14 protein-coding genes and 1 riboswitch are annotated in these 17,057 nt (G+C 72.6%); of the genes, 5 read left to right on the top strand and 9 right to left on the bottom strand.

Annotation, left to right across the window (positions count from 1 at the left end; genetic code table 11):
- Positions 1–6: 6 nt before the first annotated feature.
- Complete coding sequence (locus ACFYPS_RS05630) at positions 7–216, bottom strand: heavy-metal-associated domain-containing protein (RefSeq protein WP_387322942.1); 210 nt, start codon at positions 214–216, stop codon at positions 7–9.
- A 154-nt stretch (positions 217–370) separates the two neighbouring features.
- On the opposite strand from ACFYPS_RS05630, the gene ACFYPS_RS05625 reads away from it, so the two are divergent.
- On the top strand, positions 371–667 hold the full coding sequence (locus ACFYPS_RS05625; RefSeq protein WP_030329541.1) for a metal-sensitive transcriptional regulator: 297 nt from the start codon (positions 371–373) through the stop codon (positions 665–667).
- A gap of 39 nt (positions 668–706) precedes the next feature.
- On the opposite strand, the gene ACFYPS_RS05620 is transcribed toward ACFYPS_RS05625, so the two are convergent.
- On the bottom strand, positions 707–2,800 hold the full coding sequence (locus ACFYPS_RS05620) for a heavy metal translocating P-type ATPase (protein WP_387322940.1): 2,094 nt from the start codon (positions 2,798–2,800) through the stop codon (positions 707–709).
- A gap of 310 nt (positions 2,801–3,110) precedes the next feature.
- Here ACFYPS_RS05620 and ACFYPS_RS05615 point away from each other — a divergent pair, with 310 nt between their 5' ends.
- Complete coding sequence (locus tag ACFYPS_RS05615; RefSeq protein ID WP_354964454.1) at positions 3,111–4,487, top strand: YibE/F family protein; 1,377 nt, start codon at positions 3,111–3,113, stop codon at positions 4,485–4,487.
- A gap of 166 nt (positions 4,488–4,653) precedes the next feature.
- Positions 4,654–4,784: riboswitch (cyclic di-AMP (ydaO/yuaA leader) on the top strand.
- Between the two features lie 4 nt (positions 4,785–4,788).
- Positions 4,789–5,808 (top strand): coiled-coil domain-containing protein, encoded by a 1,020-nt coding sequence (locus ACFYPS_RS05610; protein ID WP_387322937.1) that lies wholly within the window; start codon positions 4,789–4,791, stop codon positions 5,806–5,808.
- A 55-nt stretch (positions 5,809–5,863) separates the two neighbouring features.
- Here the strand turns inward: ACFYPS_RS05610 and ACFYPS_RS05605 are convergent, their stop codons facing one another.
- Complete coding sequence (locus tag ACFYPS_RS05605; RefSeq protein ID WP_354964452.1) at positions 5,864–6,592, bottom strand: carbonic anhydrase; 729 nt, start codon at positions 6,590–6,592, stop codon at positions 5,864–5,866.
- A 199-nt stretch (positions 6,593–6,791) separates the two neighbouring features.
- Here ACFYPS_RS05605 and ACFYPS_RS05600 point away from each other — a divergent pair, with 199 nt between their 5' ends.
- Entirely contained in the window at positions 6,792–7,130 is a 339-nt protein-coding gene (locus ACFYPS_RS05600; RefSeq protein WP_354964451.1) for a helix-turn-helix domain-containing protein, read from the top strand.
- A gap of 51 nt (positions 7,131–7,181) precedes the next feature.
- Positions 7,182–8,429, top strand: a complete 1,248-nt coding sequence (gene mycP / locus ACFYPS_RS05595) for a type VII secretion-associated serine protease mycosin (RefSeq protein ID WP_387322934.1) — start codon at positions 7,182–7,184, stop codon at positions 8,427–8,429.
- Positions 8,430–8,525: 96 nt separating this feature from the next.
- On the opposite strand, the gene ACFYPS_RS05590 is transcribed toward mycP, so the two are convergent.
- From ACFYPS_RS05590 to eccCa, 6 genes are all read right to left on the bottom strand, one after another.
- A complete protein-coding gene (locus ACFYPS_RS05590) occupies positions 8,526–9,890 on the bottom strand; it encodes a hypothetical protein (protein ID WP_354964449.1) in 1,365 nt (454 codons plus the stop codon).
- A gap of 16 nt (positions 9,891–9,906) precedes the next feature.
- Positions 9,907–10,473: a hypothetical protein gene (locus ACFYPS_RS05585; protein ID WP_354964448.1), complete on the bottom strand. Its 567-nt coding sequence runs from the start codon at positions 10,471–10,473 to the stop codon at positions 9,907–9,909.
- Between the two features lie 37 nt (positions 10,474–10,510).
- Positions 10,511–11,968: a S8 family serine peptidase gene (locus ACFYPS_RS05580; RefSeq protein ID WP_387322932.1), complete on the bottom strand. Its 1,458-nt coding sequence runs from the start codon at positions 11,966–11,968 to the stop codon at positions 10,511–10,513.
- 152 nt (positions 11,969–12,120) lie between these two features.
- The gene (locus ACFYPS_RS05575; RefSeq protein WP_074316323.1) at positions 12,121–12,399 is read right to left on the bottom strand and encodes a WXG100 family type VII secretion target; all 279 of its coding nucleotides are present in this window, start codon (positions 12,397–12,399) and stop codon (positions 12,121–12,123) included.
- A 26-nt stretch (positions 12,400–12,425) separates the two neighbouring features.
- Positions 12,426–12,734 carry a WXG100 family type VII secretion target gene (locus tag ACFYPS_RS05570; RefSeq protein WP_074316322.1) on the bottom strand — a complete coding sequence of 103 codons (309 nt, stop codon included), beginning with the start codon at positions 12,732–12,734 and terminating at the stop codon, positions 12,426–12,428.
- 250 nt (positions 12,735–12,984) lie between these two features.
- Positions 12,985–16,950, bottom strand: a complete 3,966-nt coding sequence (gene eccCa / locus ACFYPS_RS05565) for a type VII secretion protein EccCa (RefSeq protein WP_387322930.1) — start codon at positions 16,948–16,950, stop codon at positions 12,985–12,987.
- Positions 16,951–17,057: the final 107 nt, after the last annotated feature.

Here is a 17,057-nt window from a genome sequence, read left to right as displayed (position 1 = left end):
TCTCGATCAGGCGTCGACGAGGTCGTAGCCGGCCTCGTCGACGGCGGTCCGGACGACTTCCACGTCCAGCGGCTGGTCACTGCTGACGGTGACCCGGCCGGTGGCCAGGTCGACCTGAACCTCGCGCACACCCGCGATGGCGCCGACCTCGGCGCTGACCGAGCTGACGCAGTGCCCACAGGTCATGCCCTGCACCTGGTACGTCGTGTTGACCATCGAACCGTCTCCCTCCGCCACCTCCGAGCCTATACCCCCCAGGGGTAAATCGAAGGCGGACGTCTGTCCTTGTGTTGTACCGGTACCCGGTGGGGGTATCCCCGACAGAAAGGGACAGTACCATACCCCCCGGGGGTAGGCTACCCTGGTCGCCATGACCGCACCCACTCCGATCCGCGGATACACCGCCAGCAAGGATCAACTGCTCGCGCGGCTCCGCCGTGTCGAGGGGCAGGTCCGGGGCATCGAGAAGATGGTCGACGACGACCGCTACTGCATCGACGTGCTCACCCAAATCTCCGCGATCCAGGCCGCGCTGGACAAGGTGGCGCTGGGGCTGCTCGACGGGCACGCGCGGCACTGCATGCACGAGGGCGCCGCCGAGGGCCGGGCCGACGAGATGGCCACCGAGATGATGGCGGCGGTCGGCCGGCTGATGAAGCGCGGCTGAGACCGGGTGACGCTCGCCCGGTCCGACCGGACCGGGCCGTCACTCGGTCTCCGGGTCGAGGCGTACCCCACGCAGCAACTGGGCGTTGAGCGCCACCACGATGGTGGACGCGGACATCAGCACCGCGGCCAGCGCCGGGCTCAACGCCACCCCGGCCCACGCCAGCACCCCGGCCGCCAGCGGCAGCGCCACCACGTTGTAGCCCGCCGCCCAGGCCAGGTTCTGCCGCATCTTCCGGTACGACGCCCGCGAGAGCCGGACCACGGCACCGACCCCGCGCGGGTCCGACGAGGCCAGCACCACCCCGGCGGACTCGATCGCCACATCGGTGCCCGCGCCGATCGCGATGCCGACGTCCGCCCGCGCCAGCGCCGGCGCGTCGTTCACCCCGTCGCCGACCATCGCCACGGTCAACCCCCGCCGCTGAAGCTCGGCCACCCGGCCGTCCTTCTCCGCCGGCAGCACCTCGGCGAAGACCTCGTCGACACCCCGCCGGAAACCCAGGTCGGCGGCGACCGCCTCGGCCACCGGACGGGCGTCACCGGTGATCATGGCGATGGCGCGGACGCCCGCGGCGCGCAGCTCGACGATGGCCTCCCGGGCCTCCGGACGTACCTCGTCGGTCAGCGCGAACGCGCCGAGCACGGCGTCCGGCGGCCGTACCAGGTACAGCACCGCGGCGCCCCGCGCCGACCAGTGGCCGATCGCCGCCTCCAGCTCGGCCGGGAGCGACAGGCCCAGCTGCCGCAGCAGCGCCGGACCGCCCACCGCGTACTGCGTACCGTCGACGGTGGCCTGCACCCCGCGCCCCGGCAGCGACCGGAACCCGACGGCCGGGGCCGGTCCGACGCTCCCGGCCGCCGCCACGATCGCCCGAGCCAGCGGATGCTCGCTGTCGGACTCCACGCCGGCCGCGATCCGCAGCACCTCGTCCCGCGCGACGCCGGGTGCCGTCGCCAGGTCGGTGACCACGTGCTCGCCCCGGGTCAGGGTGCCGGTCTTGTCGAACAGCACCGCGTCGACGGTCCGCATCCGCTCCAGCGCCAACCGGTCCTTGACCAGGATCCCGGACCGCGCGGCCAGTGCGGTGGAGAGCGCGACGACCAACGGAATGGCCAGCCCGAGCGCGTGCGGGCAGGCGATCACGAGGACGGTGACCGCGCGGACCACCGCCTCGTCGGGCCGGCCCAGCGCGGTCCAGACCAGCACGGTCAGCACGGCGGTGCCGGTGGCCAGGTAGAACAACGCGGCCGCGAACCGGTCCGCCAGCAGCTGGGCCCGCCCGCCGGAGCGCTGCGCCTGCGCGACCATCCGCTGGATGCCGGCGAGCGCGGTCTGCTCACCCAGCGCCTCGACGCGGACCCGGATCGCCGAGTCGGTGGCGACGGTGCCGGCCACCACCCGGTCCCCTGCCGACCGGGCGACCGGACGCGACTCTCCGGTGATCATCGACTCGTCCAGCTCGGCGCCGCCGTCGACGATCCGCCCGTCCGCCGGAACCCGCCCACCCGGCCGGACCAGCACCACCTCGCCGACCCGCAGCTCGGTCACCGGCACCGGCTCGACCCGCCCGTCCGCCGCCACCCGCTCGGCATCGTCGGGCAGCAGCGCGGCCAGTGCCGCGAGCGCGCCCCTGGCCTGACCGATGGCCTTCATCTCCTGCCAGTGCCCGAGCAGCATGATGGTGACCAGCGCGGCAAGCTCCCACCAGAAATCCAGGTCGAAGGCGCCCACGCTGGTGGCCAGTGACGCGGTGTAGGCGACGGTGATGGCCATCGCGACCAGCAGCATCATGCCCGGCGCCCGATCGCGGACCTCGCGGACCGCGCCGACCAGGAACGGCCAGCCGCCCCACCAGAACACCACCGAGCCGAGCACGGGCCCGACCCAGGACCGGCCCGGGACGTCCAGCCCGAGGCCGAGCCGGTCCAGCACCAGGTGGCTGGTCAACACCACCGGCACGGTGAGCACGAGGCAGACCCAGAACCGGCGGCGGAACATCGCCGGATCGTGCCCGGCGTGCTTGTCGTGCTGATGTGGCCCGCCGTCGGCGTGTCGCTGGTGGCCACCGGGCCCGGCGTGGCGCTCGTCGACGGCGGGACGATCGGGGTCGGGCGGCGACGGAGCGGGCATGACTCCAACATGCCGGTCCGGAACCCGCCACGCGAGCGGTTCGACCACCCGACACTCCGGCACGACCTGCGTCCCCGGGTCGGGCTGGTTAGCATTCCGACGATGGCCCTCCGGATCCCGCTACGCAGTTGGGCAGAGGTGCCGCCACGTTGTGGCGTCACCTCCCGCCGACCGGGCCGAGCTTTCACCCTGCGTGGTCACGAGGTCGCCGTCCAGCGATCCGGCGCGCTCGTCGCCGCTTTCCCGCGGCGGCGGTGAACCGACCGGCCCGTCGGCACGTACCCCGCACCGGATCGTTGGGAGTCTCGCATTGGGTTCCGACCACACCCGCTCCGCTCCGTCCGCCCCACCCCGGGTGCGACGGATCCTCGTCGCGACGGTGGTGCCCCTCTTCGTCGCGACCGTGCTCGCCGCGGTCGTGCTCTGGCCTCGCGACGGGTCACCGCGGACCGACGGCGGTGCGAACGTGCCGCGCTACCACGGCACGGTGACCCGGGTGGTGACCGAGCCGTGCCCAGCGGCGGCGCCGAACCCCGAGGGCACACCGAGCGTCGGGGACGGGCCGTGCGGCACGGTGGACGTCCGGGTGAACGACGGGCCGGCCTCCGGCCAGCGGATCCAGACACCCGTGCCCGCCGGACCCGGCGCGCCCCGGGTCGAGGTCGACGACGAGGTCATCCTGGTGGAGCTGACCGACCCGACCGATCCGACCGCCAGCAGTTGGAACATCGCCGAACACCAGCGCGGCGCGCCGCTGCTGTGGCTGGCGGTGATCTTCGCCGCCGCGATCGTCGCGTTCGGCCGGTGGCGGGGCCTGGCCGCTCTGGCCGGGTTGGCCGCCAGCTTCGCCATCCTGCTCACCTTCGTGCTGCCCGGAATCGGCGCCGGCCGGTCGCCGCTGCTGGTAGCGGTGGTCGGTGCCGCGCTGATCATGTTCGTGGTGCTCTACCTGACGCACGGGGTCAGCGCGCAGACCTCGGTCGCGGTGCTCGGCACCCTGGGCAGCCTGGTCCTCACCGGCGTACTGGCCACCATCGTCAGCGGCGCCACGCACCTCACCGGCTTCGGCAGCGAGGACGCCACCACCCTGTCGATGTTCCAGGCCGACGTGGACCTGCACGGCCTGCTGCTCGCCGGGATCATCATCGGCTCGCTCGGGGTGCTCGACGACGTGACCGTCACCCAGGCGGCCACCGTGACCGAGCTGGCCAACGCCAACCCCGGGCTGACCCGGTTGCAGCTCTACCGGGCGGCGACCCGGGTCGGCCGGGCGCACATCGCCTCCACCGTCAACACCATCGTGCTGGCGTACGCGGGCGCCTCGTTGCCGCTGCTGCTCCTGCTCACCGCTGACTCGCGACCGATCGGGCAGATCCTGACCAGCGAGTTCCTCGCGCAGGAGATCGTCCGCAGCGGGGTCGCCACGCTCGGGCTGATCGCCGCCGTACCGCTGACCACCGGGCTGGCCGCGATGGTGACCGCAGCCGGCCGGCAGACCACCGCGCCCGCCGCCGAAGCGCCCGCCCCGCGACCCCAGCCCGACCGCGCCGAGGCACTGGCGGCGCTGAGCTCCCCGCGCACGGATCGGCCCGACCTCACGTCGCCCGACCCGACGCGGACCACACCCTCATCCACCGCCACCGACCGGTGGCCAGAGCCGAACAGGAGCACGGATACGGCATGGTGACACTCCTCAACGTGACCACGTCGGGCGTCCGCCCTGAGAACCGCATCACTGGTCACTCAGCGCCATGGCGAAATGACGCTTTTAGTCGGTATCAGGGCGTAGCTCAGCCGGTGGGCTCTCGGGTAACCTCACTGCCGGTTACCGATGAAGGCGCGAAGCGGCGCCTGCGGTGCCACCGCCCAATCGCCAACCGGCGAGCCGGGAACCCAGGTACGTGGGGTGAATCCGCGACAGCGGTAGGGGCCACTTCCGCCCCGAACCCGTCAGCTAACCCGGTCGGCGGTCGACGGAAGGGAACATTGTGACGGCACCCCTACGCCGCTGGTTGACACCCGTGGTGGCCGTGATCGCCGCACTGACCGTGCTCGCCGGGCCCCTCCCGGCGCAGGCCGCCCCGACGACCCCCACACCGTCCGGGCACGAGGAGGACGGCGAGCCCCAGCTGCTCAACGACGTGATCGAGCAGACCAACCGCAAATTCTCCGCGGCCAAGTCCAAACTGAACACGTCGAAGAAGAAGCAGCTGCAGCTGGCGCTGGATGTCGACCGGGCCAAGGCCGACCTGAACGCACTGGCGCCGCAGGTCGGGCAGATCGCCGCCCAGTCGTACCGCACCGGCCGGATCGGCCCGCTGGCGATGCTGCTGGAGAGCGAAGCCCCGGACTCGTTCGTCCAACGTGCCGCCGCACTCGATGAGATGAACATGGTCAACGAGAAGAAGCTCGCCGAGGTCAACGCGGTGAAGACCCGCGCTGAGCAGGCCAAGCTGGCCCTCGACGCGGAGGTCCGCGAGCAGCAGAAGCAGACCGCCCTGATGGCCAAGGAGAAGCGCGAAGCGGACAAGGCCCTCGCCCTGGTCGGTGGGAAGGGCTTCACCGGCGGGCTGGTGTCGGCCACCTCACCGGTCGCCCGGCTCGGCCCGGGCCGGACCGCCGACGGCGACTGGAAGTCCGAGTCGTGCAGCCAGAACGACCCGACCACGTCCGGCTGCGTCACCCCGCGCACGCTGCACGCGTACAAGGAGGTCAAGCGGGCCGGATTCAACCGGTTCGTCGGCTGCTACCGATCCGGGGGGCCGTGGGAGCACCCGAAGGGCCGCGCCTGCGACTGGTCTCTGCAGAAGAGCGGCTTCAGCCCGTGGCACAACGAGGACACCCGGACGTACGGCAACAACGTCGCCGCGTTCCTCATCCGCAACGCCGACCGGCTCGGCATCTACTACGTGATCTGGAACCGGCAGATCTGGTTCCCGGCGACCGGCTGGAAGTCGTACAGCGGGCCGTCGAACCACACCGACCACGTACACATGTCGCTGCTCTGACCCACGCTCTCCGTCGAGGGCCGTTCCGCGTGACGCGGAGCGGCCCTCGACGCGTTCAGGCGGCGGGCGCGGCCGGACCGACCGGCGTGCTGGCGTCGATCGGTCCGTCGAGCGTCGTGGCCGGCACGGCGGCCACCGGACGCACCACTCCGGCGGCCAGCCGGTACGACACCCCTACCACCGCGCACCGCCCCCGCTCCACCTCGGTGGCCAGCACGGGCGACTGCCCGAGCAGCGCCTCGACGGTCTGTGCGATGTGGATGTCGACGATGCGGCCGATGTCGTCCACCCCCTCCGCCTCGGCCCGACGCAGGCTGGGCAGCACGGCGTCGACCACCGCGCCCAGGTGCCCCTGGGGCGGGTTGCCGGTGGCTGCCGACTCACGGGCGGCCTGCACCGCACCGCACGAGTCGTGGCCGAGCACCACCACCAGCGGGGTGCCGAGCACGGTCACCGCGTACTCCACGCTGCCCAGCACCTCCGGGCCGGTGGTGTGCCCGGCGGTACGGACCACGAACAGGTCGCCCAGCCCACGATCGAAGATGATCTCGGCGGCCAACCGTGAGTCGGAGCAGCCGACGATCACCGCGAAGGGGTGCTGCCCGTCGGCCACCGCGGCCCGGTGTCCGGCATCCTGGTTGGGGTGGCGGGGTGCGCCGCGGACGAAGCGCCGGTTCCCGGCGATCAGCTCGGCGTACGCCTGGGCCGGCTCGGTGAGTGCCGGCGTCGGGTCGGCAGTACGCTGCGAACCCGGCTGCTGGCCGGGTGTACCGGGACGGCTCATCCCCGCACCTCTTTCCACGCGTTGACCTGCTCAACCGACTCATCAGCGGGGCGGCGGCGGGCGCTGGTCCGGGTTCCACGGTCACACGCACCACAAGATGCGTCAAGTTATACGTGATATAGATTTCATACGTTGCCCCTCGGAGCGCCGCTCCGGCGACGCTCCAGGGGGCACGAAGCACCGGAGAGGCGGACCCACGATGGCGAGCTCGGCGACGGCGGCTGGCGACACCGGCGGCCGGAACTGGACGTTCCTCACCAACCACGGGCACGTTCTGCTGGCCATCGGCCGCGACCCCACCGCCCGGCTGCGCGACGTGGCGGCCGAGGTCGGCGTGACCGAGCGGGCCGCGCAGGCGATCGTCGCCGACCTGGAGGCCGGCGGCTACCTGCGCCGCACCCGGGTCGGGCGGCGCAACGAGTACACCCTCAACCCGGCCGGCCACTTCCGGCACCCCGCCGAGGCCGACCGCCAGGTCGGTGCTCTGCTCGCGCTCTTCGCCGAGACACCCGCCCCGGAGGCCGCCCCCCGCTCCTGAGCGCCCTCGCCGGGCCGTTGCCCGACCGCGACACAGCGGTAATCTCTGCGGGTGCGCGAATGCCTGCCGTTGAGCGCGACCGACCCGTCCCGCCGCCGTACCGGACGTGCCGTCCACGCTGTCCTCAGTGGAGCGCTGGCGGTCCTGCTCGGCGCCGCCCTGGCGGTCGTCCCCTCCCCGGCGGTCGCGGCGCCGCCCACCTGTGGCCCAGGTGGCGAGGACGGCCTGGTGGAGATGCCGTGGGCACTGCGCCGGCTGGACCCGGCCTCGGCGTGGCCGCTGTCCCGGGGCGCCGGCGTGACGGTGGCGGTCATCGACTCCGGGGTCTCCGCCGTCCACCCGCTGCTCAAGGGCCAGGTGCTTGAGGGCCGGGACTTCAACGGCCTGCCGGCCAGGCAGGGCCAGTGCGACGAGGCCGGGCACGGCACGATGGTGGCCGGCATCATCGCCGGCAAGGAGGGCACCGGCGTGCCGTTCAGCGGCATCGCCCCGGCGGCCCGCATCCTGCCGATCCGGGTGCTGCCGGACACCAAGGGCACCAACGACGAGGCGCTGCCCGGGCAGATCGCCGCGGCCATCGACTACGCGGTCGGGCAGGGCGCCGACGTGATCAACCTGTCCCTGGTGACCCTGGACCGCCCCGAACTGGAGGCGGCGGTCAAGAACGCGCTCGCGAAGCGGGTGGTGCTGGTTGCCGCCGCCGGCAACCGGCAGGAGCAGCAGCAGGAGAAGACGGGTTACCCGGCCGCGTACGAGGGTGTGATCGCGGTGGCCGGCGTCGACGAGCAGGGCGGCCACGTGGGCACCTCGGTCAGCGGCGCCTACGTCGACGTCGCCGCACCGGGGTTGAACATCGTCGGCCCGGCCCCGCGCGGGAGCGGCTACCGCGCCGAGCCGACCGGCGGCACCAGCTTCGCCGCCGCGTACGTGTCGGGAGTGGCCGCGCTGGTCCGGGCAGCCCACCCGCAACTCGACTCACAACAGGTCGCCGACCGGCTGGAACGGACCGCGGACAACCCGCCGGACGGGCACAACGCCGAGATCGGCTACGGCGTGGTCAACCCGTACCGAGCCGTGTCGAGCCTGCTGGGCACTCGTACCGATCCGCCCGCCGGTGCGCTCCCCGCGCCCGCCCGGTCGGACGACCCGCTGGGCTGGCAACGCAGCGCCGCGATCTGGGCGGCGGCGGTCGGCGGGCTGCTCGCCGCGCTGCTGCTGGCCGCCCGGCCGATCATGAATCGAGGCCGCCGACGCGGCTGGCGCCCGGGACGGCGCACCGACGCAGCGATCACCAACTGACCGGCGCCGCTTGATCGCGCCTGGCACGGTCTCCGGCGGCCGTGCCCGCCACGGCACCGACGAGTCGTCCCCGTCGGTGCCGTGCCGTCCTGACGATCAGCGCAGGATGCCGGAGGTGCCGCCCCCGTCCGCGCCCCACACGTCCTCGTCCTCCTCCAGCCAGGTGTTGCGGGGAGTCTCCTCCTCGCCGTAGCCGGCGCCCGCACCGGCGCCCATCCCGGCCATACCCGCGCCTCGCGCACCCGCGCCGCGGCCGCCGGCCCCGGCACCCGTCGCGCCCCGACCGGCACCGCCCCGGCCGGCACCGCCGCCGGCGGCGCCACCCATCCCGGGTGCCATGCCGCCGCCCGCGCCCAACTTGCCGCCCGCGCCGACGCGACCGCCGCCCCGGCCACCACCGCGGCCGGCGCCCGCCGCGCCACCACCCATCATCGGGCCCATGTTGGGGGAGACCGCCCGGCCGAGAGCGCCACCGCCCGCGAGAGCGCCCGTGCCAGCGCCGGCTCCGGCGCTACCCAGGCCGCCGCCGCTGCCGAGCCCACCGGCACCGCCGAGACCGGAGGAGCCCAGGCCGCCGCCCCCCAGGCCGGAGCCGAGACCGGGCGTCCCGCCGCCGCCGGCACCCGCGAGCCCGCTGCTGTAGTCGTCCTCCAGACCCCCGGTGCCCGGCACCCCGCCGGTGCCGGGGTAAGCGCCCGAGCCGGTGCCGTACCCACCGGAGAGGTCGGGGTGCGTGCCGGAACCGCCGGGCAGGTTGCCGGTGTCCGGCATGCCGTTGGCGTCGATCGAGGGCCTGGCGCCCAGGTCGCCGATGGACGGTTTGCCGCCGCCGATGTCCGGTACGCCACCGACCCCGCCACCACCGCCGCCACCGTTGTCCAGCTTCGGAATCTCGGTCTTCGGTGTCTGGTTCTGGAAGCCGCTCGCGTCACCCGGGGTGCCCGGGGCGATGTTCTGGTAGTCGCCGCTGACCCGCTGGTATACGCCCGCAGCCTCGTCGGACCGGTCGTTGATCCAGTCGGCGACCGCGGTCACCGGATCCAACCAGCCGAGGAAATCCGGCGCCACCTTGGCCTCGAAGAAGCCCACGCTGAGGGTCAGCTTGGCGTTCCGCGCCTCCAGCACGTCGTTGACGCAGGTCGCCGGGACCGGGAAGTCCCGCTGGGCGGCGGTGAGTTTCTCCGCGGCGCTCTTGAGCGACTGGACGATGCCGGTGCCCTTCTCGGCGTCCGCCACGATGTTCCCGGTGTCCTTGGCGATCTGCTCGACGTGCCCCTTGAACGCCTCGTACGCGGGGCCCTTCCAGACCGTGCCCAGGTCCTTGATGTTGGTGTCGAGACTCTGCTTGACGTTGTCGAGATTCTTGATCAGCTGCTCCCAGCCAAGGGCGGCGCTCTCCACGTCACCCGGCCGGCCGTCGATGACGACCTTCTGGCACATCTCTTCCCAGCTCAGGCCCATCTGCGTCCTCCCCGTTCTAGCGACCGTCGCCGTTGCCGGCCACGTCGCCGAAGACCCGCTGCATGTCGGCGGCGGACATCGCGTTGGCGTGCTCCGCCGTCTCGTAGTTCTCCTTGACCTGACGCAGTGCCTCCGCCGCGTCGTACAGGCTCTGGGAGAGCCGCCGGACGCCGCTCTCGGTGCCCTGGTAGAGCCCCTGGTGCTTGGCGGCCAAGCGACCGGCCCAGTCGAAGCCACCGAGCGGGCTCGCCGGGCCCCCGGGCGCCCCGGTCGCCGCGCCGGCGGCCGCGCCGCCCATCAGGTCCTGGATGTCGACCATGTCGTAGGAGAGCTTGTTCAGGTACGCCGCGTGGGTCTCCAGCCAGTCGATGGCCGAGTCCAGGCTGGTGGCGTCCCACTCGGTCTTGACGCCCGCCTCGCCGGGCGCGGTGACCAGACCCTTCGGCGTCGCGGCGTGGTTGACGTTGTCGATCTCGAAGCCGGTCACTGCCAGACCCGGCGTCATCACCCCGGCCGCCGGGACCGGGATGTAGATGTCGTTTGCCTCGAACCGTTCCGGCTGCTTGGTCGTGTCGTCCGTCATCGGTCCCCTCCCCGAAAACCTGACTGGTGGTCCGCGCTCACTGCTGCTGTGGGCCGGTTGGCGGTGGAGCGTGCCCCGGGCCGGCACCCGGCCAACCAGGCCCGCCCGACGGCGGTGCCGGCGCGGCCTGAGCCGGCGGGTAGCCGGGCGCGGGTTGGCCCGGCGGCGGATAACCCGGCGTGGTCTGAGCCGGCGGATAGCCCGGCGGCGGATACCCGGGCGCGGGCTGGCCCGCCGGCGGACCGTAGCCCGGGCCGGGATGTTGCGGTGGAGCCTGACCCGCTGACGTCGGCCAACCGGGCGGACCCGCGGGCCAACCCGGCGGCGGCCCCGGGGGGCCGGAAAGCGGACCGCCGACGGCCACCCCCTTACGCCGCTTGCGACGCCGCAGCACCACCAGCAGGATGACCAGCGCGACAATCGGCACAGCCAGGCAGAGCCCCACCTGGACGATGGCGCCGGCTTTGTTGGTGACCCCGAACTCGACCGCCGAGCCGCCATCGTCGCCGGGCCGGGCGGCGCCACCGCCGGGCCGGGTCGGGTCGGCCGCCGTGCCCTCCAGCAGCGGATTGGCCGTCACCGCCGGCACCGAACGGGTCAGCGCGGCGAGCGGGTCGACCGCACCGAAGCCGAACTGCGGGTCCCGACCGGCCGGCCCGGCATCCCGAGCGGTCTTGACCAGCCGGTTGATGACGTTGACCGCGTCGAGGTTCGGATATTTGGCCCGGACCAGCGCCGCCACCCCGGAGAGGATGGCGGCCGCCGAGCTGGTGCCGCTGGCCACCGTGTAGCCGTTCGGCGAGACCGCCTTGGGCGCCGGCCCGATGATGCTCTCCATGGGTGCGGCGAGCACGATCTCCGGGCCCTGCACCGAGCCGGCGAAGAAGCCACCGCGCTTGTTCAGCCCCGAGACGGCGATCACGCCGGGGATGTTGGCCGGGAGGGTGACCTGCCGGTCGCCCTCCTCGATGTTTCCGGCGGAGACGACCACCACCGCGTCCTTGCCCAACGCGTACTTGACGGCGTCCGTCAGGTCCGGATCGGGGCGAGCCGGGTCGCCACCGTAGGAGATGTTGATGACGTCCGCGCCCGCGTCCGCCGCCCAGCGGATTGCGAGGACCATGTCGACGCTGGCCGCACGGGGCCCCATGGAGACCGGGAGGATCTTCGCGGCCGGCGCGATGCCCAACTCCCGCGTCGTGCCCCCGCCGCGGCCGGCGATGATGCCGGCCATCGAGGTGCCGTGCCCGGACTTCGCGTCGTCGTCGCGCCGCCCGTCGGGAGCGGCGGCAGCATTCACGCCGTGCCCCGGCAGCACCTGACCGCGCAGGTCAGGGTGCGAAGGATCCACACCGGAGTCGACGACCGCGACCACGACGCCCTTGCCCCGGGTGATCTCGTGCGCCTGGGGAATCTTCAGCGAGTCGAGATACCACTGCAGGCCACGGACCGTGTCGGCGGCGCGGGCGGGTGCCGGGACCGCGGTGGAGGCCATCGCGGCACACAACGCCAACACGGCCGCGGCGGTGACCCGCGCCGAACGGAAAGACTTCCCCGTACCCATCGCTCTCCCAGAACCTGTGTCGACGCCAACGCAATGCGGCTCCGGTCCGGTCGAACCGGACCGGAGCCGCACCGGTGATTGTCTCAGCCCCACACCTTGGCGTTGCTCATCTCGGTGGAGACGTAGTTCTCGCGGGCGATGCCGACGGCGCCGCCGATCTCGTTCAGGATCCGGTTGATGTCCCGGACCGACGAGTCCCACTTCGCCTGGTGCTGCTCGTAGGCTGCCCGGTCCTCGCCGTCCCACTGGAGCTTGGACAGCATCGACCGCAGCGTGTCCAGCTTCTCGTCGATGGTCTTCGAGATGGCCTGCATCTGCTGGTTGCTGCTCTCGAGGACCGCGTAGTCAACCTTGATCGTCACGATTTCCTCCTCTGCTAACTACGGGATCACGGGTTGAGAGCAGAGTGGAACTTGTCCAGCATCTGCTGCTGCTCTTCGTCGTTGACCTGGTGCGTCGTACCCGACTTGTCGAGCAGGTCAGCGATGCTGTCCATCGCCGTCAGCAGGTTGACGGTGTCCTCGTTCCAGCGCTGCATGAGCGACTGGAAGCCAGTGGACGCCTGACCCTTCCACGCCATGGCCAGGTCGTCGACTACGTTCCACAGCTTCTTCAGCTCGCCGTCGACCTCGCTGCGCGTGGACCGCACGTCACTCGCGGCGGTATGCAGAGTCGCAGCTTCGACCTCGAACGCCATGCTTCACACCCTTCCGTCATGTTGTGGCGGCGGCTTTGCCGCGCCCCTCCCCCGCGGCAAGGCAGCAACACCCCACCGACGGACACTCCAGTGAAGACCGTAGCGGAACCGGTCCAGCCCGCGCAGCCCTGACCGGCCACGTTCGATGGATAGTGATGAATCAGGGCACGCGGATCCGATGGTCCGCGGCAATTCGAGCGTTCCGTGGCCTGGTCGGCCACCGGAACGACCCGGCCCGAGCCGACCCTCGTCACGACGGCTCGGACCAGGCGGTCTGGATCAGCTGCTGGCCGTCCCGGCGGCGAACGAGAGTGCCCCGGCCGGGTGGCTGCGGGCTCGGTCGCAACGTGCCGAAGACCGCGCCCTCCTCCCGGTTGCCGGACATCAGCAGGCCGGGCGAGTCCAGTTCGCGCAACCGTTGCAGCACCGGCTCGTAGAGCGCCCGGGACACCCCGCCGACCCGGCGCGTGACGATCAGGTGCAGGCCGATGTCACGGGCCTGCGGCAGCAACTCCTGCAGGGCGCTGAGCGGATTGCTGCCACCGGACGCCACCAGGTCGTAGTCGTCCACCATGATGTACAGGTCCGGGCCCTTCCACCAGCTGCGGTCACGCAGTTGCGCGGTGGTGACGTCCGGGCCGGGCAGCCGGTTGGCCAGCGCGCTGCGGATCGAGCCGAGGCCCTGGGCGAACGCCTGGTTGGACGGGGCGTAGTCCAACAGGTGGTCCCCCTCCACCGCGCCCAGCAGCCCGCGCCGGTAGTCGGCGATCACCAAACGGGCCTGCGCCGGCGTGTACCGCTCGGTGATGCCCCGGGCGATCAACCGCAGCAGGTTGGTCTTGCCGCACTCGGCGTCGCCGAAGACCGTCAGGTGCGGCTCGTTGGCCAGATCCAGGTAGACCGGTGCGAGCGCCGACTCGTTGACGCCGATCGGCAGGCCGGGCGCCGACCGGTCGATGATCCGGGCCAGCTCGGCCACGGGCAGCCGGCGCGGCAGCAGCCGCACCTTCGGCGCCGGACGGCCCGGCCAGTTGGCCGCCACGTGCCCGGCCAGGGCGATCGAGGCCTCGCTCAGGTCCTCGATGTCCCGGCGTCCGTCGATCCGCGAGATGGCGGTGAGGAAGTGCAGCTTGTCGCGGGTCAGGCCGCGACCGGGTGCCTTCTCTGGCACGTTCGTCGCCGCGCGCCGGTCGATCTCGGACTCCGACGCGTCACCCAGGCGCAGCTCCAGCTTGGTGCCGAGCAGGTCCCGCATGTTGATCCGGATCTCCGCCCAGCGCACCGCCGTGAGCACCACGTGCACGCCGAAACCGAGGCCCCGGTTGGCCAGCGTGGTGATGGTCTGCTCCAGCTCCTCGTACTCCTGGCGCAGCGTGTTCCAGCCGTCCACCACCAGGAACACGTCGCCGAACGGGTCGTCGGCGAACTCGCCGGCGGCCCGGCGACGGCGGTAGCTCGCGACCGAGTCGATGCCGTGCTGGGCGAATCGCGTCTCCCGGTCGTCCAGGACGGCGACCACCTCGGCCACCGTACGGCGCACCGCCTCGACGTCCCGCCGGCCGGCGACCCCGGCCATGTGCGGCAGCCGCTCCAGGCTGCGCAGCGCGCCGCCGCCGAAGTCCAGGCAGAAGAACTGCACCTCGCGCGGGGTGTGTGTGAGCGCCAGCGAGGCGAGCAGCGAACGCAGCATCGTGCTCTTGCCGCTCAGTGAGCGACCGACGATGACCACGTTGCCGCCGGCGCCGGCCAGCTCCACCATCATCGGGTCACGGCGCTGCTCGTACGGGCGGTCCACCACGCCGACCGGCACGGTGAGCCGTCCCCGGCCCGGCCAGGACGCGGTGCACAGCCCGTACGTCGGGTCGACGGCCAACTGGCCGAGCAGCTCACCGAGGCCCGGCGGGTCGGCCAGCGGCGGCAGCCACACCTGGTGCGCCGGCTGGCCCCGGCCCTTGAGCTGGTCGATCAGCACGTCGAGCATCGCCATGGCCTTGCCGTCGGCCGGCTGCTCCGGCTCCGGCGCGGTGTCCACCGGCAGCTGCGGGGTCTGCGCCGGGATGAAGTCGACGCCGTACGGCACGATCCGGCGCTGCACCAGGGCCTGCGACGCGGACGCCTGCTGCCCCGGCGCCCGGTACGGCCCCGACACGTACGCGGCACGGAACCGCAGCATCGTGCTGGTGTCCGTCTTCAGGTAGCCGTGGCCCGGCGCGTTCGGCAGCTCGTACGCGTCCGGAACGCCGAGCACGATCCGGCTCTCCACGGCCGAGAAGGTACGCAGACCGATCCGGTAGGACAGGTGGGTGTCCAGGCCGCGCAGCTTGCCCTCCTCCAGCCGCTGGCTGGCCAGCAACAGGTGCACGCCGAGCGACCGGCCCAGCCGGCCGATCATCACGAACAGGTCGATGAAGTCGGGCTTGGCGGCGAGCAGCTCGCTGAACTCGTCACAGATGATCAGCAGGCTGGGCATCGGCGCCAGTGGTTCGCCGGCGGCCCGGGCCTTCTCGTACTCGAAGCGGGAGACGTAGTTGCCGGCCGCCCGCAGCAGCTCCTGTCGGCGCACCATCTCGCCCGCGAGCGCGTCGCGCATCCGGTCGACCAGCGGCAGCTCGTCCGCCAGGTTGGTGATCACCGCGCTGGTGTGCGGCAGAGCCTCCAGCGAGGCGAACGTCGCGCCGCCCTTGAAGTCCACCAGGACGAAGTTCAGCTCCTCCGACGAGTGCGTCACCGCCAGCGCGGCCACCACCGTTCGGAGCAGCTCGCTCTTGCCGGACCCGGTCGCACCGATCACCAGACCGTGCGGGCCCATGCCCTCGTGCGCCGACTCCTTGAAGTCCAGCTCGACCACGTTGCCGTCCGGGCCGACGCCGAGCGGGATGCGCAGCCGGTCCCGGTGACCACGCGGACGCCAGGTCTGGTGCACGTCCACGGCCGCGGCGTCGCCCACGCCGAGCAGGTCGGGCAACTCCATGCTGCGGGCCAGCGGCTCCTCGTTGCTGGCCTGCTGCTGGGACAGCCGGTAGGGGGCGATCTGCCGGGACAGCCCCTCGGCGGCCTCGGCGGTGAGCCGGTCCGGTCGACCCAGCCGCGACGACGAGCTGCCCCGGACCAGCTCGAGGTTGCTTCCGTCGCCCACGTCGAGGCAGAGCAGCCAGCGCCCGGCGTCGCGCGGCACCGTCCCGGACAGGTCGATCAGCGTCGCGCCGAGCAGCCCCTGACCCAACAGCTGGCAGGTCGGCGCGATCTCACCGCCGTCGACCACCACGATCACGTGCGGCGCGGTGGTCAGCGGCTTGGCCTCGGACGCGAACCGGGGTCGCCCGGCCAGCTCCCCGGCGAGTGACTCCTCGGCCTCGGCCAGGCTGGCGAAGACCATCCTGCGGGCGCCGGCGGCGTCGGTGCGCCCACTGTGGTGGGCGTGCGGCAGCCACTTCACCCAGTCCCAGACCGACTGCCGATCCGGTGCGGCGACCACCGCGATCACCAGGTCGTCCGGGGCGTGGAAGGTGGCCAGCTGACCCAACGCCGCCCGGGTCAGGTCGAGGACCGGCTCCCGGTCGCCGCGCAGCACCACCCGGCTGAACGCGCGCACCGACAGCGCGGTCGGCAGGTCGGGCACGGTGGAGTGTGCCCGGACGAACCGGCGCAGCGCGATGGCGCTCATCGGCTCCAGGTCCTCGACCGGCTTCGTCTCCGGCGGGACGATCTCCACCGCCAGCCGCTGCGGGCCGAGCGCGATCCGGGTCTCGCCGAAATCGTCCTCGATGATCCGCCGCTCCCAGAGCCGCCGGGACGCCGCGATCGACCAGAGCGCGTCGGGCTCCGGGTGCCGCCAGGCCATCGCCGCCCGCTGCTGCCCCGCCGCGCGCCGGGTGCGCTTGCGCATCTGGGCGAGGTAGCGCATGTAGTCGCGGCGATCGGCGTTCAGCTCCGCCTTGTCGTTGCCGCCGCCGTTGGTCAGCGACCCGATCGCCATCCCGAGCATCGAGACGCCGAACAGACCGCCGGCGACGTACGTCATCATGCCGCCGCCCCGGCCGGCGTAGAGGAAGGCCATCGCGCCGACCCCGCAGACCATCGGCAGGATCATGAGCAGCTGCCCCATCCCGCGGGGCGTCGGTTCGGGCAGCTCGGGCGGGGACTCCAGCAGTACCTCGCCGCGCGGCAAGGCCGGCCCCGGCTGACGCGGGAGCCGGCGGAACACCACCGTGCTCACGGCTGTCTCCTCCCCAGAAGCGGCCTCAACGACCTGCCGTCGCGGACCCAAGTCCGCGGGTGGGCATCGTACGTGCCCGTCATCGTAGGTAATCTCCCGTGGGCGCG

Source organism: Micromonospora sp. NPDC005087, from assembly GCF_042872965.1.
In the GTDB taxonomy this organism is placed as follows: Bacteria; Actinomycetota; Actinomycetes; order Mycobacteriales; family Micromonosporaceae; genus Micromonospora.
Note: the sequence above shows the minus strand (reverse complement) of the source record. Positions and strands in the feature narration are given on the sequence as shown.